Annotated in this window: 24 protein-coding genes; 9 read left to right on the plus strand and 15 right to left on the minus strand. The window is 67.9% G+C overall.

All coding sequences use genetic code 11. The features are described 5' to 3' along the window. Positions 1-3: 3 nt before the first annotated feature. From ACFW3F_RS14690 to ACFW3F_RS14705, 4 genes are all read right to left on the minus strand, one after another. Positions 4-1,506 carry a nitrate/nitrite transporter gene (locus tag ACFW3F_RS14690; protein ID WP_388058522.1) on the minus strand — a complete coding sequence of 501 codons (1,503 nt, stop codon included), beginning with the start codon at positions 1,504-1,506 and terminating at the stop codon, positions 4-6. 242 nt (positions 1,507-1,748) lie between these two features. Continuing rightward, positions 1,749-2,603, minus strand: a complete 855-nt coding sequence (locus tag ACFW3F_RS14695) for a TIGR02569 family protein (RefSeq protein WP_388058524.1) — start codon at positions 2,601-2,603, stop codon at positions 1,749-1,751. A gap of 86 nt (positions 2,604-2,689) precedes the next feature. Beyond that, a complete protein-coding gene (moeZ, locus tag ACFW3F_RS14700; RefSeq protein ID WP_388058526.1) occupies positions 2,690-3,895 on the minus strand; it encodes an adenylyltransferase/sulfurtransferase MoeZ in 1,206 nt (401 codons plus the stop codon). A gap of 59 nt (positions 3,896-3,954) precedes the next feature. Then, positions 3,955-4,998 carry a DUF3152 domain-containing protein gene (locus tag ACFW3F_RS14705; protein ID WP_388058528.1) on the minus strand — a complete coding sequence of 348 codons (1,044 nt, stop codon included), beginning with the start codon at positions 4,996-4,998 and terminating at the stop codon, positions 3,955-3,957. A 66-nt stretch (positions 4,999-5,064) separates the two neighbouring features. Between ACFW3F_RS14705 and ACFW3F_RS14710 the strand changes: the two genes are divergently transcribed. Continuing rightward, positions 5,065-5,781 (plus strand): TetR/AcrR family transcriptional regulator, encoded by a 717-nt coding sequence (locus ACFW3F_RS14710; protein WP_388058530.1) that lies wholly within the window; start codon positions 5,065-5,067, stop codon positions 5,779-5,781. A gap of 101 nt (positions 5,782-5,882) precedes the next feature. Here the strand turns inward: ACFW3F_RS14710 and ACFW3F_RS14715 are convergent, their stop codons facing one another. Together ACFW3F_RS14715 and ACFW3F_RS14720 are read right to left on the minus strand one after the other, a co-directional pair. Next, the gene (locus ACFW3F_RS14715) at positions 5,883-6,113 is read right to left on the minus strand and encodes a DUF3107 domain-containing protein (RefSeq protein ID WP_004023442.1); all 231 of its coding nucleotides are present in this window, start codon (positions 6,111-6,113) and stop codon (positions 5,883-5,885) included. 125 nt (positions 6,114-6,238) lie between these two features. Further along, positions 6,239-6,952, minus strand: coding sequence for a ferritin-like fold-containing protein (locus tag ACFW3F_RS14720; protein ID WP_388058532.1), 714 nt, complete (start codon positions 6,950-6,952; stop codon positions 6,239-6,241). A 299-nt stretch (positions 6,953-7,251) separates the two neighbouring features. On the opposite strand from ACFW3F_RS14720, the gene ACFW3F_RS14725 reads away from it, so the two are divergent. Then, positions 7,252-8,874: a DEAD/DEAH box helicase gene (locus ACFW3F_RS14725; protein ID WP_388058534.1), complete on the plus strand. Its 1,623-nt coding sequence runs from the start codon at positions 7,252-7,254 to the stop codon at positions 8,872-8,874. A 16-nt stretch (positions 8,875-8,890) separates the two neighbouring features. Further along, positions 8,891-10,165 (plus strand): hypothetical protein, encoded by a 1,275-nt coding sequence (locus ACFW3F_RS14730; protein WP_388058536.1) that lies wholly within the window; start codon positions 8,891-8,893, stop codon positions 10,163-10,165. 9 nt (positions 10,166-10,174) lie between these two features. On the opposite strand, the gene ACFW3F_RS14735 is transcribed toward ACFW3F_RS14730, so the two are convergent. Next, on the minus strand, positions 10,175-10,963 hold the full coding sequence (locus tag ACFW3F_RS14735) for a ParA family protein (RefSeq protein ID WP_388058537.1): 789 nt from the start codon (positions 10,961-10,963) through the stop codon (positions 10,175-10,177). A gap of 122 nt (positions 10,964-11,085) precedes the next feature. Then, positions 11,086-11,517: a hypothetical protein gene (locus tag ACFW3F_RS14740; RefSeq protein WP_388058539.1), complete on the minus strand. Its 432-nt coding sequence runs from the start codon at positions 11,515-11,517 to the stop codon at positions 11,086-11,088. A 152-nt stretch (positions 11,518-11,669) separates the two neighbouring features. Between ACFW3F_RS14740 and ACFW3F_RS14745 the strand changes: the two genes are divergently transcribed. After that, a complete protein-coding gene (locus ACFW3F_RS14745) occupies positions 11,670-12,620 on the plus strand; it encodes a diacylglycerol/lipid kinase family protein (RefSeq protein WP_388058607.1) in 951 nt (316 codons plus the stop codon). On the opposite strand, the gene ACFW3F_RS14750 is transcribed toward ACFW3F_RS14745, so the two are convergent. Further along, positions 12,557-13,795 (minus strand): MFS transporter, encoded by a 1,239-nt coding sequence (locus tag ACFW3F_RS14750; RefSeq protein ID WP_388058541.1) that lies wholly within the window; start codon positions 13,793-13,795, stop codon positions 12,557-12,559. The genes ACFW3F_RS14745 and ACFW3F_RS14750 overlap by 64 nt on opposite strands. A 415-nt stretch (positions 13,796-14,210) precedes the next feature. Between ACFW3F_RS14750 and ACFW3F_RS14755 the strand changes: the two genes are divergently transcribed. After that, complete coding sequence (locus tag ACFW3F_RS14755) at positions 14,211-14,465, plus strand: WhiB family transcriptional regulator (protein WP_004023450.1); 255 nt, start codon at positions 14,211-14,213, stop codon at positions 14,463-14,465. Between the two features lie 122 nt (positions 14,466-14,587). Here the strand turns inward: ACFW3F_RS14755 and ACFW3F_RS14760 are convergent, their stop codons facing one another. Next, complete coding sequence (locus ACFW3F_RS14760) at positions 14,588-16,093, minus strand: sensor histidine kinase (protein ID WP_388058543.1); 1,506 nt, start codon at positions 16,091-16,093, stop codon at positions 14,588-14,590. A 39-nt stretch (positions 16,094-16,132) separates the two neighbouring features. Beyond that, complete coding sequence (locus tag ACFW3F_RS14765; protein ID WP_388058545.1) at positions 16,133-16,351, minus strand: biotin/lipoyl-binding carrier protein; 219 nt, start codon at positions 16,349-16,351, stop codon at positions 16,133-16,135. Between the two features lie 219 nt (positions 16,352-16,570). On the opposite strand from ACFW3F_RS14765, the gene ACFW3F_RS14770 reads away from it, so the two are divergent. Next, on the plus strand, positions 16,571-16,645 hold the full coding sequence (locus ACFW3F_RS14770; RefSeq protein ID WP_109239415.1) for a 50S ribosomal protein bL37: 75 nt from the start codon (positions 16,571-16,573) through the stop codon (positions 16,643-16,645). A 98-nt stretch (positions 16,646-16,743) separates the two neighbouring features. On the opposite strand, the gene rsrA is transcribed toward ACFW3F_RS14770, so the two are convergent. Further along, positions 16,744-17,031: a mycothiol system anti-sigma-R factor gene (gene rsrA, locus ACFW3F_RS14775; protein ID WP_055475556.1), complete on the minus strand. Its 288-nt coding sequence runs from the start codon at positions 17,029-17,031 to the stop codon at positions 16,744-16,746. After that, positions 17,028-17,849, minus strand: coding sequence for a sigma-70 family RNA polymerase sigma factor (locus ACFW3F_RS14780; RefSeq protein ID WP_388058546.1), 822 nt, complete (start codon positions 17,847-17,849; stop codon positions 17,028-17,030). Before ACFW3F_RS14780 ends, rsrA begins: the two co-directional genes overlap by 4 nt. 172 nt (positions 17,850-18,021) lie before the next feature. On the opposite strand from ACFW3F_RS14780, the gene ybaK reads away from it, so the two are divergent. Both ybaK and ACFW3F_RS14790 read left to right on the plus strand, forming a co-directional pair. Beyond that, positions 18,022-18,519 (plus strand): Cys-tRNA(Pro) deacylase, encoded by a 498-nt coding sequence (gene ybaK, locus ACFW3F_RS14785; RefSeq protein WP_388058548.1) that lies wholly within the window; start codon positions 18,022-18,024, stop codon positions 18,517-18,519. Positions 18,520-18,573: 54 nt separating this feature from the next. Then, a complete protein-coding gene (locus tag ACFW3F_RS14790) occupies positions 18,574-19,347 on the plus strand; it encodes an SOS response-associated peptidase (RefSeq protein ID WP_388058550.1) in 774 nt (257 codons plus the stop codon). A gap of 32 nt (positions 19,348-19,379) precedes the next feature. Here ACFW3F_RS14790 and ACFW3F_RS14795 read toward each other — a convergent pair whose 3' ends face one another. Further along, complete coding sequence (locus ACFW3F_RS14795) at positions 19,380-20,861, minus strand: flavin-containing monooxygenase (protein WP_388058552.1); 1,482 nt, start codon at positions 20,859-20,861, stop codon at positions 19,380-19,382. A 119-nt stretch (positions 20,862-20,980) separates the two neighbouring features. Here ACFW3F_RS14795 and ACFW3F_RS14800 point away from each other — a divergent pair, with 119 nt between their 5' ends. Next, on the plus strand, positions 20,981-22,198 hold the full coding sequence (locus tag ACFW3F_RS14800) for an MFS transporter (RefSeq protein WP_388058554.1): 1,218 nt from the start codon (positions 20,981-20,983) through the stop codon (positions 22,196-22,198). On the opposite strand, the gene malQ is transcribed toward ACFW3F_RS14800, so the two are convergent. After that, on the minus strand, positions 22,170-24,317 hold the full coding sequence (gene malQ / locus ACFW3F_RS14805; protein ID WP_388058609.1) for a 4-alpha-glucanotransferase: 2,148 nt from the start codon (positions 24,315-24,317) through the stop codon (positions 22,170-22,172). The two genes, ACFW3F_RS14800 and malQ, sit on opposite strands and share 29 nt — an antisense overlap. Between the last annotated feature and the right edge of the window lie 56 nt (positions 24,318-24,373).

A 24,373-nucleotide genomic window follows, 5' to 3' on the forward strand; every position in this document is an offset into this window, starting at 1 on the left:
CGATCAGGCCAGCGCTTGTTTGATTGCCTGCTTGTCGGTGCCCTCGGGTTCGACACCACCCGGTGCCTCGGTGCCGGCCGCAGCGACACCCTGCGGGGTGCCTGCCACCGACAGATCCGTGGTCTCCGCGATGACGATCGGGCGGCGGGCATAGAACCACCAGGTCACGACCGCGGCCAGGATGTAGAAGAGCATGAACACCCAGAAGGCCATCGTCGCCGACTTGTTGGACTGATAGCTCGCGCGCAAGACCAGGTTGATGCCCACACCGCCGAGACCGCCTGCCGCACCGGCGATCCCGATGAGCGCACCGGACATGCTGCGTGACCACTTGGTCTTGCCGTGCGAGTTGAGTCCGCTCAAGGACTGCGCCTTGTGCTCCCAGATGGTCGGGATGATCTTGTACACCGACCCGTTGGCCAGGCCCGACAGCAGGAACAGCAGGATGAACCCGATGATGAAGGCCGTCAACGTGGCACCGGTGATCGTCTTGCCGTTGTTGTCGGCGATCGTGCCGGCGACGACGAGGATCGCCGCGGAGAACACCATCGCGATGAAGGTGTACAGCGTCACCTTGCCGCCGCCGACGCGATCCGCCAGTTTGCCGCCGTAGGGACGGATGACCGATCCCAGCAACGGACCGATCCAGACGATCTGTGCTGCCGCCAGCGCCGGTTTGGCGACCCCCGCCTCGGTGAAGCTGATGTTGAGGACCTGACCGAACGCGAACCCGAAGCCGATGAAGGAACCGAACGTACCGATGTAGAGCAGGCAGATCAGCCAGGTGTCACGGTGTTTGAGGCAGTCGATCATGGCCCGCCCGCTCGCCGTCTGGTGGTCCAGGTTGTCCATGTAGACGGCGGCGCCGATCCCGGCCACCGCGAGAGCCACGAGATAGATGGCGCAGACGATTTCCGGGTTGTCCGCCGCCAGCCAGATGACCACCAGACCGATGACCTGCACGACCGGCACGCCGATGTTGCCGCCGCCGGCGTTGAGTCCGAGCGCCCAGCCCTTCAGGCGCTGGGGGTAGAAGGCGTTGATGTTGGTCATCGACGACGCGAAGTTGCCGCCACCGAAACCGGTGATCGCCGCGACCGCGAGGAACCAGCCAAACCCGAACTCACCCGGGTTCATCATCAGCATCATCGTCAGCCCGGTCGGGATGAGCAGCACGACGGCGGAGAAGATCGCCCAGTTGCGGCCGCCGAAGCGGGCGGTGGCCTGGGTGTAGGGAATGCGCAGGCACGAGCCGACCAGGGTCGCGGTCGCGGCGATGATGAACTTCTGGTCCATGCTGATGCCGTATTCGGGACCCATGAACAGGGCCATCACCGAGAACAGCGACCAGATCGAGAAGCCGACGTGTTCGCAGATCACCGACCAGATCAGGTTGCGTTTGGCGATCGCGGCGTTGCCGTTGTCCCAGGCCTCCCGATCCTCGGGATCCCAGTCGGTGATGGTGTGGTCTCGTTTCAGGTTCGCGGTGAGGTCTGCGAATGCCAAGGCTCCGCCTCCGATGCTCGGTGGTCTACGTGGTGTCACTGCCATGCACTGTGGGGCTGTATGTGCAGTGGTGGCTGTCGTGTGGGACGCCGACACCGATGTCGTGCGACTCGAGACCAAGTGTGGAGGGGGCGTGTTGCGCGGATTTTCCGCGAGGTGACCGCATGGTCACGTTGTCCTCACTCCGTCACACAGGCGTTGTGAGAACCCTGTCGGAGGTCAATCAGGGCTGTGAACTGCGGTTATACGAGTAAACGTACATGTTCGACGACTCGCTGCAACCCGGGCAGTGCGCCCGAGGTCGACCGCGGGTGCAGGGCGTGGACGGCCAGCCGGAACATCGTCGCCCGCAGCATCATCTGCGGCCACTCCGGCTGATCGGACCACCGCTGGATGAGTTCGGTGTCCGCGCCGCCCCACGCGAGGGCGTCGACCACCGCCACTGCCGCCGCCCACGGAGCCGGACGCCAGTACGGGACGATGTCGGTGATGCCGGGCGCGGCAGCCCCCGCGAACAGGACGGTGCCGAAGAGGTCGCCGTGCACGACCTGAGACGGCAGATTCACCGGTTTGCGAAGTTTCGCAAGGGTTCTCAACATCTCGACGCTCTGCACGGCGTCCGGCGCGGTCGGCTCGGCCATCCCCGCGGCGCGGGCCGAGCGCAGCGGTACGTCCTCCCAGGCCGCGCGATCGGCAGCGGTGAAGACATCGACGTCGGTGTGCGGCGGGGCCGGTGGCTGCAGTAGGAACCGGGGACGTTCGAGCGAGGCGGTCGCCTCGTGCAGACGGTCGGCGACGAGGACGACCTCGTCGTGCCGCGGTTCGGGAGTCCCCGCGATATAGGTGTCCGCCCGCCAGCCGGACACCACGTAACGGCCGTCGGTGGCGCGGAACGGGCGCGCGATGCGCATTCCCTCGACGAACAGCGACTCCCGCACCGACGCCGACCATGCGGCACGCGCGTGATCGGGCACCAGAGACAGCACGACTTCGCCGACCCGCCACCCGCCGACCCACGATTCCCCCATCGCGATGGGCGGGTGGGCGGTGAGCCCGAATGTGTTCAACACATGTTCGGGCGGCTCGACGGTGTTCACGTCGGCCAGATTACCGAGCGCGGTTGTCCGCTTCGGGAAGGCACGCGGCAGTCACGGCGTGCAGTGGCCCCGAACGATGGCCGAGATCAGTAGACCGGGAGCGTCTTGTCGACCTGGTTGGCCCACGCGGTCACGCCGCCCTGCAGGTGGGTCGCATCGGCGAAGCCGGCTCGCTTGAGCGCGGCGAGGGCCTCCGCGGACCGGATACCGGTCTTGCAGTACAGGACGGTGGGACGGTCGTGCGGAACCTGCGCGAGACCCTCGCCGGAGAGGATGTCGCCCTTGGGGACGAGCGTGGCACCGTCGATGCGGACGATGTCCCATTCGACCGGCTCCCGGACATCGATGATCGCCAGTTTCTCCCCCGCGTCGATCTTCTGCTTGAGTTCGACGGCCGTCAGCGTCGAGCCCGCCGCGGCATCGGACGCCTCCGAGGAGACGACCCCGCAGAAGTCGTCGTAGTCGATGAGGCCGGCGATGCGCTCACCCTCCGGGTCCTTGCGGATCTTGATCGTCCGGTAGGTCATGTCCAGCGCGTCGTACACCATGAGACGGCCGAGCAGTGGTTCGCCGATGCCGCAGATCAGTTTGATCGCCTCGGTACCCATGATGGAACCGATCGAGGCGCAGAGGATGCCGAGAACCCCGCCCTCAGCGCACGACGGCACCATTCCCGGCGGCGGCGCCTGCGGATACAGGTCGCGATAGTTCAGTCCGCGACCGTCGGGGGCGTCCTCCCAGAAGACCGACGCCTGACCCTCGAATCGGTAGATCGAACCCCACACGTAGGGCTTGTGCGCGAGCACAGCGGCGTCGTTCACCAGGTACCGGGTCGCGAAGTTGTCGGTGCCGTCGAGGATGAGGTCGTACTGCGCGAACAGTTCGATCGCGCCCTCGGGCTCCAGTCGCTGGTCGTGCAGGTTGACGGTGACGAACGGGTTGATCTCCAGGATGGAGTCCCGCGCGCTCTCGGCCTTGGGCCGTCCGATGTCGGACTGGCCGTGGATGACCTGGCGCTGCAGGTTGGATTCGTCGACGATGTCGAACTCGACGATGCCGATCGTGCCGACCCCCGCCGCAGCGAGGTACAGCAAGGTGGGCGAGCCGAGGCCACCGGCACCGATCACCAGCACCCTGGCGTTCTTCAGCCGCTTCTGACCGTCCATTCCCACGTCGGGGATGATCAGGTGACGGCTGTAGCGGGCCACCTCTTCGTTGCTCAGTTCCGCGGCCGGTTCCACCAGCGGCGGCAGCGACCCTGTGGCCAACCCTTGCGACACGAACGCCTCCATTGTTCAGGCTTATCACTGACTCAAGGCACAACGGATCGGCTCGTGGCGACATTCCCCGGTCAGCGAGTGGGGAACGGCCACGGGTTGGGGCGGCACACGAAGGTGCGGTTGGCCTTCATCTGTGGATCGAGAGCCATGATCTCGGAGTTCGCGACGCCGAAGGACTGCTGCATCATGATCGGCGCGAGCGCACCGTCTTCGCGGCATGCCTCGTGGGACTCGTAGCCGATGCCGTGGCCGACCTCGTGGTTGATCAGATACTGCCGGTAGGCCACGTCATCACCCTGGTACGACAGGGCGCCGCGCACCCAGCGGGCCTCGTTGAGTGTCACGCGAGCCTGCGGCGGGTAATAGCAGGAGGTCTCCAGTCGGATCTGATAACCGCACAGTTCGCGGGTGGTGCCGGTGGAGGTGAGGGTGATGCGTAGATCGGGTTCCCCGCGGTCGACCCGCCGGAAGGACACGCGGCCGTCGCCGATCCAGCTGCGTGGGTTGGCCAGCGTCGTGTCGACCATCTTGGCGAAGGTCGGGTCGCCACCGTAGTCCTGCGGGTCGAGCCCGTTCTCGACCTCGACCGTGTAGGTGTACACCTGACCGCCGGTGCCGACCGGGGGACCGCCGCCGCGCAGCACCCGGAACGTCTTACGGGCCCGCTCGGTGAACGGGCCGCCCTGCGGCAGCGTCCCGGCGGGCAACGCCGCCGCCTGGATGTCGCCGGTGGGCGCACCGATCGGACGAGTCTCCTTGCTGATGTCGGTGTTGCGGGCCGCGGAGTCGGGGCTGGCGGCCGCGGTCGGCTCGAGCGCATCGGTGCGGCCGTCCCGGATGGTGACGACGATCAGCGCAATGGTCAGGATCGTGAGGACCGGGATGGCATAGGCACGCCAACCGTAGGTCGAGACGAACCGGCCGAGCGCCGACTGTTTCTTGTACTCCGGCTGCGCATCGCGGTCGACGCGAGGCCGTCCGCTGTCGTCGGTCGGGTCCCAGCGCGCTCGAAGCGGCTGGTCCGGTCTGGGGCGTCCCGACGATCTCGGGCCGACATCCTTGGCACGCACCCGGCCGCGTTCGGGTCCGGGGCCACCGTCCTCTGTGCGGCTCACCGGTCAACTTTCTCACAGCAGACCACCGATACTGCGCAGGAAGCTCCCCCGAGTACTCTCTTGGGCATGTCGACCGCAACCAACGCATCCGCCGTGCCTGGACGCAGCACCCGCCTGCCGCGCAGCGCACGACGTATGCAGTTGCTCGACGCGGCCAGTGAGATCTTCGTCGAACGCGGCTATCACGCTGCGGGCATGGATGAGATCGCCGTGCACGCGGGAGTGAGCAAACCCGTTCTCTACCAACACTTCCCATCTAAACTGGATCTGTACATCGCGGTCGTGGAATCGCACGCCGAGAAGCTCGTCAGCGACGTCAACACAGCCCTGCGGACCACCACCGACAACCGTCGTCGCGTACGTGCAGCGGTGCAGGCCTTCTTCGATTTCATCGACCAGGACAACTCCGGATACCGGCTGATCTTCTCCTCCGACGCCTCCGACCCCGCCGTCATCCGGCGCGTGGAGGGCGCCACCGAGGCGTGTGTCGACGCGGTGTACGGGCTGGTCATGCACGACTCCGGACTCGACCCGTACCGCTCGCGCATGCTCGCCTCGGGTCTCGTGGGCGCCAGCCAGGTCAACGCCCGCTACTGGCTGGAGGCCAAGCGGCCCGTCGACAAGCAGACCGCGGTCGACACCACGGTCGCCCTGTTGTGGGGCGGCCTGTCGCATGTCCCGCGCCAGACCACGCCGACCGACGCGCAGCCCACGATCGCCGACCCCGAGGCCGGCGGTGCCGGGAGCGGAGCGAGCGGGCCGAATGTAAACGCCGCCACCTGAACGGGCACGGCGCTCGACAGACGACGAGGGGCCTGCACACCATCCGGCGTGCAGGCCCCTCGTCGTAGATCTACCGTCGATCTACGTCCGGCCCCGGCGGGTCAGGAGCCGAACCCGACCCGGCGATTCTCCGACGCCCCGACCTCGACATAGGCGATCTTGGTGACCGGGATGAGGTAGCGGGCACCCTTGTCATCCACGAGCGACAGCAATTGCTGCTTGCCACCCAGAGCCGCCTCGACCTCGGCGAAGGCCTTGTCGCTGGTCAGGGTCGACGCGATGGTCAGCTCCCGCGGGCTGTCGGTGATGCCGATCTTCACTTCCACGGCCATGTGCCGCCCTCCTCGGTGTCTGACAAACGCTTGCCGCACAAGGCTAGTGCAGCCGGGGTACAGCCGAACAGGCACTCCGCTGAGAGCGAAACACACCGGCGGTAACCACGGAGGTCAGGCGTGACTCAGGCGAGCCCCAGGTCGGCCATCCGCTCGGCGTGTTTGGCCGCGACGACATCGAAGAATCCCGCGACACCCGTGAGCGAGCTCGCTCCGGCGAAGAGCAGGTCGGTGACCTCCTCCTCGGCGGCGAGGACCCACTGCGCGTGTGTGATGGCCTCGCCCAGCAGCCGGCGGCCCCACAGGACGAGAGCCGACTTGATCGACGGATCGGCCTCCACCGCCGCACGGACCTGGTCTCGCGCGAACTGCGAGTTGGCGGTCTCCGACATCACGTCGGCCATGACCGACTGAGAGTCCGTCGGCAGCATGTCGGAAAGCTCCGCGTAGAAGTCGGCGGCGAGTCCGTCGCCGACATACGCCTTCACCAGCGCCTCGTACCAGGTCTTCGGTGTGGTCGCGCGGTGGTACTGATCGAACACCGATCGGTAGCGCTCGACGGCCTCGGCAGCCCCGAGTCCGGTCATCGACTCCACCCGTTCGGCGAGCCGATCGAAGTGTCCGACCTCGGAGGCCGCCATCCGGGCGATCGCGATCCGACTGGCCACATCCGGCGCCATCGCCGATTCCTCGATCAGGCGGTGGAATGCGGCGAACTCACCGGCGAGCAGCACGGCGAACAACTTCCCTATCGCCGAATCGCGCATCTCGACCGACACCACCGAGGTGGACGTCGAGGGTGACGGAATCGACTCGGAGGGGTCGGATGGAGGCGCCATGAGGTGATGGTAGCGGGCCGCCCACGAGCACCAAGTACACTCGACGTCGGTGCACTCCGACGGGACCCCCCGTCGCTTGCCCGCTGAGCTGCGCGCCCGCGCGTGCTCGCCGGCGCGAGCGTGTGGATGTGGCGACGGCGTTGCTCGCGAGTTGCCTCGCGGGACCTGCGAGTTCCTCGCGATACCCGGTCACATCCCCGGTGCCACTACGACATTTGCGCGTGCACTTTCGAGCCTTCTTCGTGCGCGCACCGAAACACATCGCGCGCAGAACCGGCCAGAAAGGCACACAACCGCACATGAGCGATTCCGCCGTGCAGACGACCATCGTCGACGAGACCCACACCGCGCCCACGTTCGCCGAACTCGGCGTCGACGAGCGTATCGTCTCGGCTCTCGCCGCAGACGGCAAGACCCACACCTTCGCAATCCAGGAACTCACCCTGCCGCTCGCGCTGGAAGGCCACGACCTCATCGGTCAGGCCCGGACCGGCATGGGCAAGACCTTCGGCTTCGGCATTCCGCTGGTACACCGCCTCGCCCACGCCGACACCTCCGGCGTGCGTCCCCTGGACAACACCCCACGTGCGCTGATCATCGTGCCGACTCGGGAGCTGTGCGTGCAGGTGACCGGTGACCTCCAGGTCATCGCGCCCTCGCTCGAGGTCACCCTGGCCGATGACGCCGGCACCACCCGCCCGCTCAAGATCACCTCGATCTACGGCGGCCGCCCCTACGAGGCGCAGATCGCCGAACTGCAGTCCGGCGTCGACGTCGTCGTCGGCACCCCCGGTCGGCTCCTCGATCTGGCCCAGCAGGGCCACCTCGTCCTCGGCAAGGTGTCGATCCTGGTCCTCGACGAGGCCGACGAGATGCTCGACCTGGGCTTCCTGCCCGACATCGAGCGCATCATGGCCGCGCTGCCCACCCCCCGCCAGACCATGCTCTTCTCGGCGACCATGCCCGGGCCGATCGTCACCCTGGCCCGCACCTTCCTGAACCGCCCGACGCACATCCGGGCGGAGAACGCCAACGACTCCGCGGTCCACGACCGCACCAAGCAGTACGCCTACCGCGCGCACGCACTCGACAAGGCCGAACTCGTCGCCCGCATCCTGCAGGCCGACGGTCGCGGCGCGACGATGATCTTCACCCGCACCAAGCGCACCGCGCAGAAGGTCGCCGACGACCTCGCCGAACGCGGATTCAAGGTGGGCGCGGTCCACGGCGACCTGGGCCAGGTCGCCCGTGAGAAGGCCCTCAACAAGTTCCGCGAGGGCACCATCGACGTACTCGTCGCGACCGATGTCGCCGCGCGCGGCATCGACATCGACGACGTCACCCATGTCATCAACTACCAGTGCCCGGACGACGACAAGACCTACGTGCATCGCATCGGCCGGACGGGCCGCGCCGGACGCACCGGCATCGCGGTGACCCTGGTCGACTGGGATGAGCTGCATCGCTGGGAGCTCATCAACAACGCACTCGGCCTGAACATCCCCGAGCCCCCGGAGACCTACTCGACCTCGGAGAACCTCCGCGAGGACATGTCGATCCCGGAGTCGAAGACGGGACGCATCGCCGCGCCGAAGCCGGCGCGCGACCCGGACGAGAAGCGCGAGACCCGCGCGGACCGTGAGCCCCGCAAGCGCTCGACCCGCACCCGCCGTCGCACCCGGGGTGGTTCCACGGACGGCAACACGACGACCGCGGAGTCCGCTTCCGAGTCCTCCTCGGCCGCCGCCGAGACCACCGCCGACGAGACCGCCGCCGGCGGCGACACACCGGCCGGTGATGGTACCGGGAAGCCGCGTCGCCGTCGTCGCCGTCGTGGTGGCGCCAACCGCAAGCCCGCCGGCGATCAGACCACCGCGTCCGACGCGGGCGCGTCGGATTCCACGGCAGCCGTCGCCGACTGACCATCGGCTGACCCGCGTGGCACGAGTCAGGCCCGAGCGGCGCCGCCCGATCGATCTCGCGGTGACCGCGGCCATCGTGGTCGTCGTCGCAGCATTGTGCGTCACCGCCTGGGCCCTCAGCCCGGTCCGCAACACGACGAGCGTCCAGGCCGACGACGAGCCCGCCGTGGTCGAACAGGCACAGGTCGTCCCGGAGCGCTTCGTCGCCCGGTGGCAGGCCGACTCCGATGCCACCAGCACCCCGGCCGTCGGCACCTCTGTCGTCGTCACCGGCGACGGCGGGCGGGTCGTCGGGCACGATCCGGCGACCGGCCGTGAACTCTGGTCCTACGAGCGCGATCTCGACCTGTGCACCGTCGGCACCGCGTGGACCGCGAGTTCGGACCTGGCGCTGGCCGTGTACCGCAACAGCCGGGGATGCTCGGAGGTGACGGCCCTCGACGCGGGTACCGGTGGTCGCAAGGGTGCCCGCACCAGCGACGCCGATCCGGAGATCCGACTCGCGACGGACTCGGGCTATGTCGTCGCGCAGGGGTCGCGACGGATGGAGACCTGGGGTTCCAATCTCGTCCGCGGCATCGAGTACGGGCGGGTAGAGGCGGCGGTCCGCCCGGAGGACGCGCCCGACCGTGCCGACTGCGAATTGTTCTCGTCGGCGGTGTCCGGGGATCGCGTCGCCGTTGTCGAACGCTGCGCAGACGATCCCGGGTACCGGCTCACCGTTCTCGGGGCGGTGCTCGGGAGTGACGAGAACGTCGAGCAGTACGGGTCGAGCCTCATCACCGGCGACGTGAGCGGACCTCCGCCGGTGCTGATCGCGATGTCGTCGTCGGGAATCGCCGTCTACGACGGTGGCGCCGCACCGGCCGAACCCCCGACGATCGGCGCCGAGAGTGGGCCGGCGATCCGCCGCTTCGACACCGACGGCATCGCGGCCGGGACCAACACGGTCGCCGGCGATGCGACACCGCCGGCGGGTAGCGTCCCGATCTCCTCGGACGGGATCGTGACCTACTGGACCGGCAAGGCGACGGTCGTCCTCAACGCACAGACGCTCAACCCGATCTATCAGGTCCCCGGCACGCTGGGACCCGGCCAGGTGATGGCGGGACAACTCCTGTTACCGAGTACGACCGGGATCAGTGTCCGGGACGTCGCGACCGGACGAGAGATCCGGTCCGTACCGCTGACCCGGAGTGCGACACCCGCCCCGATGGTGAGCCTGCGCGTCCTCGGTGACGTCGTGATCGAACAGCACGGACCGCGGATCGAGGCGTTCGGTCCGGGCTGACCGGCGACGTCAGACCTCGAAGGTGCCCACCTTCTCGCCCGCCTCCCAGTGCTTCCACAGATTCTCGGCGAGGGCGCGATAAGCTGTGGCGCCCTTGTTCTTTCGACCCCGCATGACCGATGTCCCGGAAGCTGAGGCCTCCGCGAAACGCACGGTGCGCGGGATCGGCGGGTCGAGCACCGGCAGGTCGTAGCGATCGGACACGTCTGCGAGTACGTCTCGACTGTGGGTGGTCCGGGCGTCGAACAGGGTGGCCACCGTGCCCAGCATCGTGAGATTCGGGTTGGTGATCTGCTGGACCTCTCGGACGGTGCGCAGCAGTTGTCCGACGCCGCGATGGGCGAGGGTCTCACACTGCAGCGGCACGATCACCTCGTCGGCCGCGGTCAGCCCGTTCAGAGTGAGCACACCGAGTGACGGCGGGCAGTCGACGATGACGACATCGAAATCCTCGCTCACCTCCGCGAGCGCCCGCTTGAGCGCGTACTCCCGCCCCGGACGCATCAGCAGCAGCGCCTCGGCGCCGGCCAGGTCGATGGTCGCCGGCAGCAGGGTGACCTTGTCCTCGGTGTCGAGCAGCACGTCGGCGATCTCCTCGTCGCCGAGCAGCACGTCGTGGACCGAGGAAGTGAGCTGGTCGGGATCGTGCCCGAGCGAGAAGGTGAGACAGCCTTGCGGGTCGAGATCGACGACGAGCACCGAGACGTCGAGGTCTGCGAGGGCGGCCCCCAGGGACTCCACCGTGGTGGTCTTGGCGACCCCACCCTTCTGGTTGGCAATCGCCAGGATGCGCGTCATGCGCCCCACTGTACGACCGCCCGGGCGGGGACGCCTCGGATGAGAGTCCACCTCGGTGGCGCGGCGAACTCTCGCAGGGTACGGCCGGTCGAGAACCACCGACCGCGGCCCGGGAGAGTCCGTCAGCGCTCGGGCTCGAGCTCGTCGACGAGCCACCGCATGGACGCCGGACTGAACAGCATCACCAGTACCGCGAGCGCCGCGAGCCCCAGCGGCACCCCGAACACCGGCCACCCGCTCGTGAACAGGTAATACGCGACCGGCAGCAACAGGATCTGCGCCACCATGGCGATCGACCGGCCCCAACGCCGTCCTGAGAGCAGGGCGAGTCCGCCGACGAGCACTCCGCCGCCGATGATGCCGAACCAGGCCGCGGTGCCGTAACCACTGATCGTGGTCTCCTCGTGCCCGGCCAGGCCGCGCACCACCAGGATCACCGCGACCGCAACACCGGCCAGACCCTGGAGCGTGGTCACCACACCCGCGATCTTGATCTGGCGCGGGGTCACCGGCGGATCGGTGTCGGACTCCGGACGGCCGTTCTCGGTGCTCACCGCCCCAGGATATTTGGTGCCACCGCGAACCTCCCCGCGGGTGGGCACACGGCCACGGCCACGGTGCCCGCGCCGCTGGAATCCCGGTCCCCGCACCGGCGCGATTACGCGCGGGCGGGGCCGACCCCATATCCTCGGGTGTCGTGCGCGTCATGCTCATCGTCAACCCGTTCGCCACCGCGACCAGTCCTGCTGGGCGCGACGCGCTGGCGCACACCCTCAGCGCGCACTTCCACCTCGACGTCGAGCTCACCACCCACCGTGGTCACGCGTTCGAACTGGCCGCTCGCGCCGCCGCCGAGGGCTTCGACACCGTCATCGTGCACGGTGGGGACGGATCGGTGAACGAGGCCGCCAACGGACTCCTCGGCCCCCCGTCGAGCAGCGACCCCGGCCAGGGGCGCCCCGCCCTCGCCGTGATCCCCGGCGGCAGCGCGAACGTGTTCGCCCGCACACTGGGGATCGACCCGGACCCCCTGCTGGCGACCCAGCAGATCATCAGCCTCCTCGACGCGGGACAGAGCCGCCGGATCGGGCTCGGCCACACCGACGACCGGTGGTTCCTGTTCAACACGGGCATGGGCATGGACGCGGTCGTGATCCATGCGATGGAGGACAAACGCCACGCGGGCAAGACCGCGACACCGGCGCGGTACCTGTGGACCACGATCAGCAGCTTTCTGAAGCAGTCCGGTTCGTCGGCGACCTTCGACGTCGACATCCCCGGTCGCGACCGGATCACCGGCGCCCGTTTCGGTTTCGTGTCGAACACGAGCCCCTGGACCTATCTCGGACCACGCGAGATCCGCACCAACCCCGACACCGGATTCCACACCGGCCTCGGCGTGTTCGTGGCGACCTCCACCGGCGTGCTCCGCAACCTCCCGCTGGCGACCCGGCTCCTGTCCCAGGCAGATCCCAAGGCCCGTCACCTCTTTCGCGACGACGACGTCGACGAGGTGCGCTTCCACGCCGAGGCGCCGATCGATGTGCAGATGGACGGCGACTACATCGGGGCGTTCCGCGACCTGCGGTTCCGTCATCGCCGCGAGGCCCTGACCGTGATCGCACCGCCGATCAGCAGCGCCGACACACCAACATAGGGCAGCGCGGCGACGGCGAACAGTCCGGCCGGCCCGAACCACGCCGATCCCAACGCCCAGCCCGCGAAGGCCAGGATCGCGACCAGTTCCTCCCCCATCCCGGCCAGCGACGTGACGGTGGCCCGCGACGCTGAACTCAGGTGGTCCTGCAGCGCGGCGTCGGCGATGACCCGCGCCCAGCCCAGGATCCCGAACGCGACCGCAACGCCCAACGCGCCTGCCGGATGTCCCCACAACGCCGCCCCGATGAGCACGATCGCGCCGAGCCCCACGGCCGGCCCGATCGCGGCGACCGACCGGAACCGTCCGGCCGCGAGTGCGCCGCCGATGTCGCCCATCGACACCACGATCATCAGCAGCGCGATCGCCCGTGGATCGGCGCCGGAGGTGCCACCCGAGCCGGTGGACGCGGCCTCGCCCACGAACGACCCGATCAGCAACGGGAGGTACTCGTCGAGTGCCGCGACCCAGGTCAGGGCCACGCCCAACAGCAGCAGCCGCCGCGCAACCGGTTGGGTCCGCAGCGAGATCCAGCCGCTCCGGACGATTCCGAGCCAGCCCGGCGCCGAGTCGGCGTCAGCAGACCCGAGGTCGTCGGGGTCTGCCCGGCCCCGATCGTCGGTGCCCCGGCCCACGCGCGTCTCGGGCAGCATTGCCGACACCAGCGAGCACAGCGCACACACGATGACGCTGGCGAGGCCCACCGCGTCGTAACCGCCCCAGGAGAACAAGGGCGCGGCCAGGGCGGTGCCACCGATCACCCCGACGGCCGCGGCCGCCCTCATGGCACCGGACAGACGTGCGTAGTCCTGCGAACGCCCGAGATGGACCAGTTCGTCGTAGACCAGCGCCTGGGTCGTACCCGACCGCAGGGAACCGCCGAGTGCCCACAGCACGAATCCGACGGCGAAGGAGACGAACGAGGGCGCCGCCGTCCAGAGAGCGAAACCGGACGCGGTGAGCAGCGGACCGGCGATCAGCAACTTCCGCCGGGACAGGCGGTCGGCCAGCACACCGGTGGGGACCTCGACGATCACCGCCGACACCGACCAGATGACGAACAGCGCCGAGATCTCGGCGGGCCCGAGGCCGGCGCCCGGGATTCCGGGGTCGGCGAAGAGGACGGCGTACAACGGATAGAGCGGAATGAGGTCTTCGAGGAGAGCCGCACCCACCGCCGCGGCTGTCAGCCTTCGGTGGGACCGCTCAGGCGGTGTGGATCAACATCGTCGGCGCATGTGGTGAAGAATACCCCGGAGCATCCGTCCACGTCACGAGCAATTTTGCTCTACCGCGGCGTCGCGACCTGCGGAAAGTCATCGACAGCACCGCGGCGGAACGAGTAGGGTACTACACGGGCATGAAACACTGTGCCCGCACCCCCATCGGGGGGATCGGTACCGAAGTGCTAGGCGGGCGACGTGATGTTGCCCACGTGTGAAGCAAACCCATTGACTTCGGCTCGATTCGTGAAAGTATTCACAAGCAACAACGCGGAAACATTTGGTGCCCCGCGTGAACTGAGAGTTACAGCCAACAATCACCAGCAAGACGATCGAGTGGTGCAAACGCGCCCGAAGGAGTAGAGGAATGGACTGGCGTCACAAGGCCATCTGTCGCGACGAGGATCCGGAACTGTTCTTCCCCGTGGGGACCAGCGGCCCGGCCATCGCACAGGTCGCCGATGCGAAGCTCGTCTGCGCCCGGTGCCCCGTCACCGCCGACTGCCTGTCGTGGGCGCTCGAGTCCGGCCAGGATGCCGGCGTCTGGGGCGGCATGAGCGAGGACGAGCGACGCGCACTCAAGCGCCGTACCGCCCGTACGCGTACCCGGAGCAGCGTCTAGGCCCTCGCCGGCCGGCACTGTTCCGGATTCGAAGAAACCCGGCCACGGCCGGGTTTTTTCGTGCCCGCGGTCACGCCGGCAGTCGGAAGCCACTGCCGCTCAACCTGGTTGGCGTCCGTCACTCACGAGCGCAGCGGAATGTAAACACCCACTTCGGTTCCCACTCCCCCCGGATTGGCACGGACCTCGAGTTCGCCGCCGAGCTCGATCGACACCAGGGTCTTCACGATCTGCAGACCGAGGTGATCCGAGGTGGACAGGTCGAACTGCTCCGGAAGCCCGGAACCGTTGTCGCGGACAGCTATTCGTAGACCACGGACATCGCGTTCGGCGACGACCGCGATCTCGGCGTCGTCGTGCGGCGCCCCGTCGAAGCCGTGTTCGATCGCGTTCTGGATGAGTTCGGTGAGGACCATCACCAGCGGCATCGCGAGTTCGGCGGTCAACACCCCCAGTCGATCACGGTGGCGCACAGCCACCCTCGCCTCCCCGGACGCGACATCGACCAGGATGGGGACGAGCCGGTCGACCACCTCGTCGAGGTCGACCTCTTCGTCGACACTGCCCGACAGCAGTTCGTGGACGAGCGCGATGGAGGCCACGCGTCGCACGGCCTCGTTGAGCGCCTCGCGTGCGTCGGAATTGGACGTGCGTCGCGCCTGCAACCGCAGCAGTGCCGACACCGACTGCAGATTGTTCTTGACCCGGTGGTGGATCTCGCGGATCGTGGCGTCCTTGCTGATCAGTGCGCGATCGCGCCGCTTGACCTCGGTGACGTCCCGGATGAGGACCACGGTCCCGGTCGTCTCGCCCCGCGGCCGAAGCGGCACCGCGCGGATCAGGGCAGTCGCGCGGCGGGCGTCGGCCTCCACGCGCATCCCGATATCGCGATAGGGACCGGTCGGGACCTCGGTCACGCCGGCCGCGATGTCGAGCATCAGGGCCACGTCGTCGGCTTCGAACGGCTCGGTGATGAGCTGCTTGACGACGTCGGACAGGCGCGTGTGGTTGAGCTCGGCGGTCCACCCCATCCGGTGGAATGCCGAGAGCGCGTTCGGGCTGGTGTAGATCACCATGCCCTCACCGTCGAGACGGACGAAGCCGTCGCCCGCCCGCGGTGTCGACAACCCGCGCGGATTGCCCTCCTCATGCGGAAAGCTCCCGTCGGCGACCATCTGGCACAGGTCGTCGGCGGAGTCCTGGTACGCGAGTTCGAGCGGCGACGGCAGGCGCGGGTGGGTGAGATCGACAGCGCGGGTCGCGACCGCGATCACCTCGCCGTCGTATCCGACCGGGACCGCCTCCTGGCGCATGGCCGTCGCGCCGAACCAGGTCGGGTCCTCGTCGCGCAGGATGCGGGTGGAGGTGAAGGCGCGCAGCACCTGCGGATGTGCCTCGGTGTCGATGACGCGGCCGACCTCGTCGGTCGGGAAGACCGTCGAGGCCGTATTGGGACGGCACTGAGCGACTGTGACCACCGCCCCGGACTCCGTCCGCACCGACAGCAGGAGGTCGGCGAACGAGAGATCGGCGAGGAGCTGCCATTCGGCGACGAGTCGTTGCAGGTGCGCCGCGGCCGAGTCGGACAGGGTGGTGTGTTCGGCGAGAAGGTCGGAGAGGGTCGACATCTCAGGACACGGAGGCGTCGACGGACCGGCGTGGGCGGATCACTCTTCGAAGACGGCGATCACGTCGCCGGCCTGGATGACATCGCCGACCTCGACCTTGACCTCGGCGATCGTGCCCGGCTCCTCGGCCAGCACGGGGATCTCCATCTTCATCGACTCGAGCAGGACAAGGGTGTCGCCGACCTCGATCTGCTCGCCCGAGGCGACGCGCACCTCGAGGACACTCGCGACGATCTCTGCCACCACGTCTTCTGCCATGCACCTAAATTAGCCCACGCGGTCGTACGCAGAAGGCCGGGTGCCGGGGCGTGCGGCAGACCGTTTTTGGCGCGTGGGAGAATCCCTGAGACACTGTGATGTCCCGATCACCAGGGATGTCTTCCCCGGGTGACACCAGGGTTGTCTCAGCACACGGCTGAAACCAGTACACGGCGGGCCGGTCTCACCGCGCCCGCCCCGCAATGAAGGAGATGCGTCATGGGAAAGCGCGGACGCAAGAAGCGTGCTCGTAAGAAGAGTGCTGCCAACCACGGCAAGCGCCCCAACGCCTGATCACCGCACAACGCGGTCTCGGCGAGCGAGCAGCCGAAAAAAGCCCGGGTACGGCCATCAGGCCGCCCGGGCTTTCTCGTGTGTTCTCGACGACGCGGTCAGCGATCGGACTCGGAGACCTCGTGCACGATGACGGTCTTGCGGATCTCGATGCGCAACCGGTCGCGCAGGCTCTGCGGCGCCTGATCGCCGCCGCACTTGCGGTTGACGAGCGCTTTGAGCTGCTGCTCGATGCCGTAGTGCGCCAGGCAGGACGGGCAGGAGTCAAGATGACCCTGGAGGCGTTCGCGGGCGTTCTGGTCGCACTCGTTGTCCAGCAGGAGCCAGACGTCGGCGATGACGGCGGAGCAGTCGAGCTGGGTGAGCTCCGGATCGACGTCGCTCATCGGGCCACCTCCGCATCGGTCACGCGTGCAGAACGATTGAACCCGCGCTCACGCGCGACATCGGCCAGCAGCTCACGCAGCTGTCGGCGTCCGCGGTGCAGGCGGGACATGACGGTACCGATCGGGGTGTCCATGATCTCGGCGATCTCCTTGTACGGCAGGCCTTCCACATCGGCGTAGTAGACGGCCATCCGGAAGTCTTCCGGCAGTTCCTGCAGCGCAGCCTTGATCTCGTCGTCGGGAAGGGCGTCGAGCGCCTCGATCTCCGCCGATCGCAACCCCTGTGAGGTGTGTTCGGCGGTCGCGGCGATCTGCCAGTCGGTGATCTCGTCGGTCGGATACTGCGCCGGCTGACGCTGCTTCTTGCGATAGCCGTTGATGTAGGTGTTGGTGAGAATCCGGTAGAGCCAGGCCTTGAGGTTGGTGCCCTCCCGGAACGAGGCGAATGCGGTGAACGCTTTGATGTAGGTCTCCTGGACCAGGTCCTCGGCATCGGCGGGGTTGCGGGTCATCCGCAGTGCGGCGCCGTACATCTGGTCGAGCAGCGGCAGCGCGTCGCGCTCGAATCGCTCGGTCAGCTGCTCCGGCGACTCGTTCGGGTCGGCCCGGCGAGGCGCCTTGGCGGACCCGGACCGTCCGGCCCCCGACTGCGCTGCGTCGGATGACTCTGCGTCGGATGCTTCTGTGTCGGACACTACGATCCCTTCGATGGGAGGCATCACGGAGATGTTGTCGATCAAGCTTACCGACCCGTCCCCCACCGAGAGAGGCCTCGGTTCGATGCGCTGCGGGAACTCCATCACGGCCGCTGTGCTCATATGCCTCCCGACCTCCTTCGTGTCCGTTTCCTACGTCCGTTGTCCGAACAGTCCCAACAGAGCACGACGGGCGGTTTGTTCCCGGGTCGGCATTGCGATCGTGGCGGGCCGATACCGTCCTGCGTCCCACGTCACCCGTACGAGCCTGCTCACCACCAGGAGGTAATCGATCATGGCGTCCACCCCGGCGATCGCCGCGCTCGAACGCGCACGGATCCCCCACTCCGTCCACCGCTACGCGCACGACCCGCGTTCGGAGGCCTATGGCGCCGGGGCCGTCGCCGCCCTGGCCGAGACCCTCGGTGTACGCGCCGAGCAGATCTTCAAGACCCTGGTCATCGAACTCATCGGCGGGGATCGGTCCGGTCTGGCGGTAGCGGTGGTCCCGGTGCCGGGCAAACTGTCGCTGAAGTCGGCTGCGGCTGCTCTCGGTGCGTCGAAGGCGAGGATGGCCGAGGCCAAGGCGGTCACCCGGACCACCGGCTACGTTCTCGGCGGCGTCTCGCCCATCGGCCAGCGGACTCTGCTGCCGACGGTGATCGACACCTCGGCAATGGACTTCGAGCGGGTGCTCTGCAGCGCGGGCAAGCGCGGGCTCGAGATCGAACTGGCCCCGGCCGATCTGGTGTCTGTCACCGAGGCCGTGGTCGCCGACATCGCCGTCGGCTAGCCCATCGCCGCGGTCTGGCAGCCCCTGTCGGACCACTAGGGCAGCATGGACACCATGTGCGGACGCTATGCGGTGACCACCGACCCGGCGAAGCTGGCAGCCGAGATCGAAGCCGTCAACGAGGTTCCCGAGCCGGCGGGTGAGGACTCCACCGATCTCGACGCCGCCCCGCGCTCGCCGGGGGTGAACTACAACGTCGCGCCGACGACGACCGTGATGACCGTCGTGAAGCGACACTCGCCCGACGACCCCGACGACGACCCGTTGCTGCGCATCCGGGCGATGCGCTGGGGACTGGTCCCGCCATGGGCCAAGGAGGTCGGCAAGGGTCCACTGCTGTTCAACGCACGCGCCGAGAGTGCCGCGGAGAAGAGTTCGTTCCGTTCGTCGGTCAAGTCCCGGCGGTGCCTCGTGCCGATGGACGGTTGGTACGAGTGGAAGAAGGGTCCGGCCGACAGCAAGGGCAAACCCACCAAGATCCCGTTCTTCATGTCCCCGCAGGACGGAACCCGACTCTTCATGGCCGGCCTGTGGTCGGTGTGGCACCCCAGGGCCGACCGCGACACGCCAGACCAGGCCCCGCCGTTGCTGAGCTGCTCCATACTCACCACCGATGCGGTCGGTGACCTGCAAGGCGTCCACGACCGGATGCCGCTGATCATGCCGTACGACAGCTGGGATGCCTGGCTCGATCCGGATGGCCGTGCCCCCGACGAACTGTTCGCCCCGCCCGCTCGGTCACTGGTCGACGCCATCGCGATCCGTGAGGTCGCGCCACTGGTCAACCGCGTGGCCAACAACGGTCCGGAATTGCTGAACCCGTTGTGAGACAAGCAGTCTCCCCGGCGTACCCGATGGGCTCAGCTGAACTCGTAATCGCGCAACGGGAACGAGTTCATCTCGCGCAGGGTCCGCAACGTCGAGGCCGGCCGCAGGAGCGTCGCCTCGCCGTGCTGGTTGAAGTAGTAGCTGCGTGAGGTCGCGCAGTCTCCGTTGTAGAACACCGAGGACTGCAGGCGATCGGTGACCTCGTCGAGGAAGGCCTCGTTCGCCGCCTCGGTCACCTCGAAGGTGTGTTGCCCGCGGCGTCGCATCTCGCCGAAAAGCCGGGCGATGTGCTTCATCTGTCCCTCGATGGTCGTGAAGTACGACAACCCGCTGTAGGAGTAGGGACTGTTGAGGGACAGCAGATTCGGGAACTTGGGGACCGTCACGCCCTCGTACGCCTGGAAGCGGTTCTCGCGCCAGAACTTTCCGAGGTTGCGGCCATCCCGGCCGACGATGTCGAAGGCCGGGAAGTTGACGTCCCAGAGGTTGAACCCGGTGGCGAGGACGAGGGTGTCGATCTCGGTCCGGGTGCCGTCGGCCGCAAGGATCGCATCGGCTTCGAGGCGGGCGATGCCGCTGGTCTGCAGGGTCACATTCGGCTTGGTGAAGCTCGCGAAGTAGGTGTTGGAGAAGGTCGGGCGTTTGCACCCGAAGTCGTAGTCCGGCGTGAGCTCTCGCCGCAGTTCCGGATCGTCGATCTGCCGTCGGAGATGTGCCTTGGCCAGGCCCGCGGCCAGCCGGTTGCCCGGTTTGACCTGCTTGAAGTGCAGCACGCCGAACACCATCAGCAGCTCCAGCAGCGACGAATTGACCAGCCGGGCAGCCCGTTGCGTGAGCGGAATCCGTCGGAAGAGCTGTTGCACGGCGGACGGGATCGCGAAGTCCACCTTGGGGACCACCCAGATCGCGGTGCGCTGGAAGACGGTCAGGGCGTCGGCACGAGCGGCGATCTCCGGGATGAGCTGCACCGCGGTGGCGCCGGTACCGATCACGGCGACCTTCTTACCCGTGAAGTCGAATCCGTCTTCCCAGGCAGCGGTGTGCAGGATGGTGCCCGCGAAGTTCTTGATCCCGGGGAAATCGGGGACGTGCGGTTGTGAGAGGAATCCCGTCGCGGTCACCAGATAGCGGGCGGTGCGCTCGCCGCCGTCGCCGGTGCGGACACGCCACAGCTGGTCGTCGGGGTCCCACGAGGTGGACTCGACGACCGTGCCGAACTCCATGTGCCGCTTGAGGTCGTATTTGTCCGCGACGTGGTGGGCGTAACGCTTGAGCTCCGCACCGGGCGCGAACAGCCGGGACCAATACGGATTGGGTTCGAAGGAATAGCTGTAGGTGACCGAGGCGATGTCGACTGCCAGTCCGGGGTAGTGGTTCACGTGCCACGTCCCGCCCAGGTCGTCTTCCCGCTCGAGGATCGCGATGTTGTCCAAGCCCTGACGCTTGAGTTCGATCGCGGCACCCATTCCACCGAAGCCGGCACCCACGATCACGACGTCGAGTTCTGGTTGCATCCGCCACCCCACCTTGCTGTTCCCGAACTTTTACTGTTACCAACAGTTACTGTAACTCAGCACACAGGGCTGGACCAGGCCCGAGCCACCCGGACCGCGGCGGTAGCGTGTCAGCTGCCATGACCGACCGTGCGAACTCCCCCGTCACCCCCGCCCCGACCGGCGCGTCCTTCGCCGCGGCCGTCTACGCGTTCGCGGTGATCATGCTGGGCACCACGCTGCCCACCCCGCTCTACGCGATCTATGGCGAGGAGCTCGGGTTCGGCGTCACGACCACCACCGTGATCTTCGCCGTGTACGCGGCAGGTGTGATCGGCGCCCTGATCGGTTTCGGGCGCTGGTCCGACGTCATCGGCCGGCGCAAGATGCTCATCGCCGGCGCGATCCTGTCGGCGGTCAGCGCCGTCGTGTTCCTGACCGCCGGCCCGGTCTGGCAGCTGCTGCTGGGCCGCGTCCTGTCCGGCCTGTCCGCCGGCATCTACGCCGGCGCCGCCACCACCGCGGTCATCGAACTCGCGCCCGCCTCGTGGCGGGGGCGCGCGCCGGCGGTCGCGACCGCCGCCAACATCGGCGGACTGGGACTGGGCCCGTTGATCGCCGGAATCCTCGCCGAGTACGCACCGTCCCCGCTGCACACCCCGTTCATCCTCGACCTCGCGCTGCTGGTACTCGTCTTCATCGGCATCTGGCGATTGCCCGAGACGGTGGATGTCGTCCCGGGCGCCCGGCTGAGCGTGCAGAGACTCTCGGTCCCGGCCGACATCCGTGGCGTCTTCGTCCGCGCGTCGATCGCGGCGTTCGCCGGGTTCGCGGTGATGGGCACCTTCACCGGTGTGATGCCCTCGTTCGTCACGAACATCCTCGGCATCGACGACCATGCGTTCACCGGATTCCTGGTGTTCGTGCTGTTCGCCTCGTCGGCGGTCACCCAGATCGTCGTGCGCCGTATGGCCACCGAACCGGCCCTGATCGCCGGCTGCGCCACCCTCATCCTCGGTTCGGGCCTGTCGATCCTGGGACTGGTCGCCGCGTCGACCCCCGCGCTGCTCGGCGGTGCGGTGATCTGCGGTGTGGGGCAGGGCATGTCCTTCAGCAAGGGCCTGGCGTCGGTGGTCGCGGCGACTCCCGCGGGCCGCAAGGCCGAGGTCACCTCCACCTACTTCGTCGTCGCCTACGTCGCGATCTCGATCCCGATCGTCGGCCAGGGGATCACCGCACAGCACTGGGGCCTCCGGCCGGCCGGCATCGCCTTCAACTGCGGTGTCGCCGTGCTGGCCCTCATCGCACTCGTGCTGACCATCGTGTCCGTCAGGAACCTGGCCCGCCCGACCCGTTGAACCCGGATCCGTTGAGTACCGACACGAGCCGCCGGAACCGGACGCTGCTGACGAGATCCTCGACGAGCACGACGTCACCTTCGGAGTTGGCCAGCGGGACACACCAGTTCGGATACTGACTGCTGTCGGTGCCCGGCTGGTTCTGGATCCGCCGCTCCCCCACCGCGTCCACGAGTGCGACGCTCAACAGCACCGACGGGCTGCGCGCGATCACCGCGTAGAGGGCGTCGACGACCTTCGGGTCGCTCAGTGGGGTGTCCCGGGACAGCAGTCCGCGTTCGTAGGCGAGCTCGAGGACGGCGTCGCGTTCGCGCGCGTCGCGCGCACGTTCGGCGTCCTCACCGGAGGCGAGCAGACCGAGGCGCGACCGCAGCGTGATGTGGTCGCCCGCCAGATACCCCACGGTCGGGGGCAGATCGTGCGTGGTCACCGACGTCAGGCACAGCTCGCGGTAGTCCTCGGGCGGGATCGCCCCGTCGGGGCCCTGCTCGAACCAGAGGATCGAGGTGCCGAGGATCCCGCGCTCGCGCAGCGACTCCTGCACGGACGGTTCGAACACCCCGAGGTCCTCGCCGACGACCACTGCGTCGGCACGTTCCGCTTCGAGCGCCAGGATGCCGATCAACGCCTCGCTGTCGTAGTGCACATAGGTTCCGTGCGCCGGGCTGCTCCCGTCGGGAATCCACCAGAGCCGGAACAGTCCCAGGATGTGGTCGACACGAACACCACCCGCATGGCGCAGAACGGTGCGGATCATGTCGCGGTACGGCTCGTACCCGGCCTCGGCGAGGTGTCGGGGATGCCACGGCGGCTGGTCCCAGTTCTGGCCCTGCTGGTTGAAGCCGTCCGGCGGCGCTCCCACGGTCGCACCGGAGGCGAGTACATCGCCGAGTGCCCACGCGTCGGCACTGTGGCGCGCGACCCCTACGGCGAGGTCGGCCATCACGCCGACCTCCATCCCGGCGGATCGCGCCGCGTGTGCGGCAGTGGCGAGTTGCTCGTCGCAGATCCACTGCAGCCACATGTAGAAGTCGATGCGACGGGCCAACTTCCGGCGCTTCTTCTTCATGTACGCCGGGTCCAGGAACTTGCCACCCCAGCGCGGGTCGTCGGCGTCGTAGCGCTCGGCAAGCGCGCACCACGTCGCAAATCGTTTGAGGCCCTTACCCTCCCGACGCCGGAACGCTCGGTAGGCACCAGCACGCGCCGGGGCGAGCGGGGCCTCGAAGATCAGGTCGAGCGCTTCCATCTTGGCGCGAAAGGCCTTGTTGCGCCGGATCTTGTCGGTGGAGGTGTTCTCGGTGAGGAAGCTGCGTCCCGTGGCCTTGACCCACTTGCGCTGCGACTTCGGCAGCGCGTCCAGTTCGGGGATGTCGGTGATCCGGATGTAGAGCGGATTGACGAAACGTCTCGTCACGGGCAGATACGGCGACGCCTCGATCGGTGCCTGCGGCTGGGCTGCATGCAAGGGGTTGACCTGGACGAAGTCGGCGCCGTACGCGCTCGCGGCCACCTCACAGATCCCCGCGAGATCGGCGAAGTCGCCCACGCCCCACGAGTCCGCCGACCGGATCGAGTACAGCTGCGCGGCGAGTCCCCACCGCTTGCGTCCGATCAGCCGGTCCGCGGTGTGCAGGCGACGGGGCGTCACGATCAGGGGTGCACTGGACGCCGACGAATCGTCGAGGTCGAGCGCCTTGATCTGGTGGTACCCGGGCGGCAGGTCGGCGGGCACGGCGAACGTCGCGCGTCCGACGAGCACGTCGTCGACCTCGCGCGGTTCGACCCAGACGTCGAGTTGCGGGGCCGCCACGTCGTCGCCGGTCTCACTGACGATCCACACCTTGACGAGATGACCGTGCGGGACGTGGACGGCGAACGTGTCGCCCGAGCCCTCGGTCACGACCGTCACCGCGGGAACGAATTCGCGCCACGGCTGTTCGTCGATCTCGCGGATGGACTCCTCGATCTCGTCGGACGACCCCGCCGGCACCTCGAGCGCCCGCAGGACCGCGACCAGGGTCTCGGGAGCAACGTCGTGACGCTTCTCGCCCCAGCCGACATAGCTGGTGGCGACGCCGTAGCGATGCGCCAGTGCGGACAACCGGTCGGGGTTCACATCAGCCACCCGTGCATGATCGCAGCATTTCGGTGCCTTTGCCGTGCGCGCCACCG

Source organism: Gordonia sp. NPDC058843 (assembly GCF_042743165.1).
In the GTDB taxonomy this organism is placed as follows: Bacteria; Actinomycetota; Actinomycetes; order Mycobacteriales; family Mycobacteriaceae; genus Gordonia.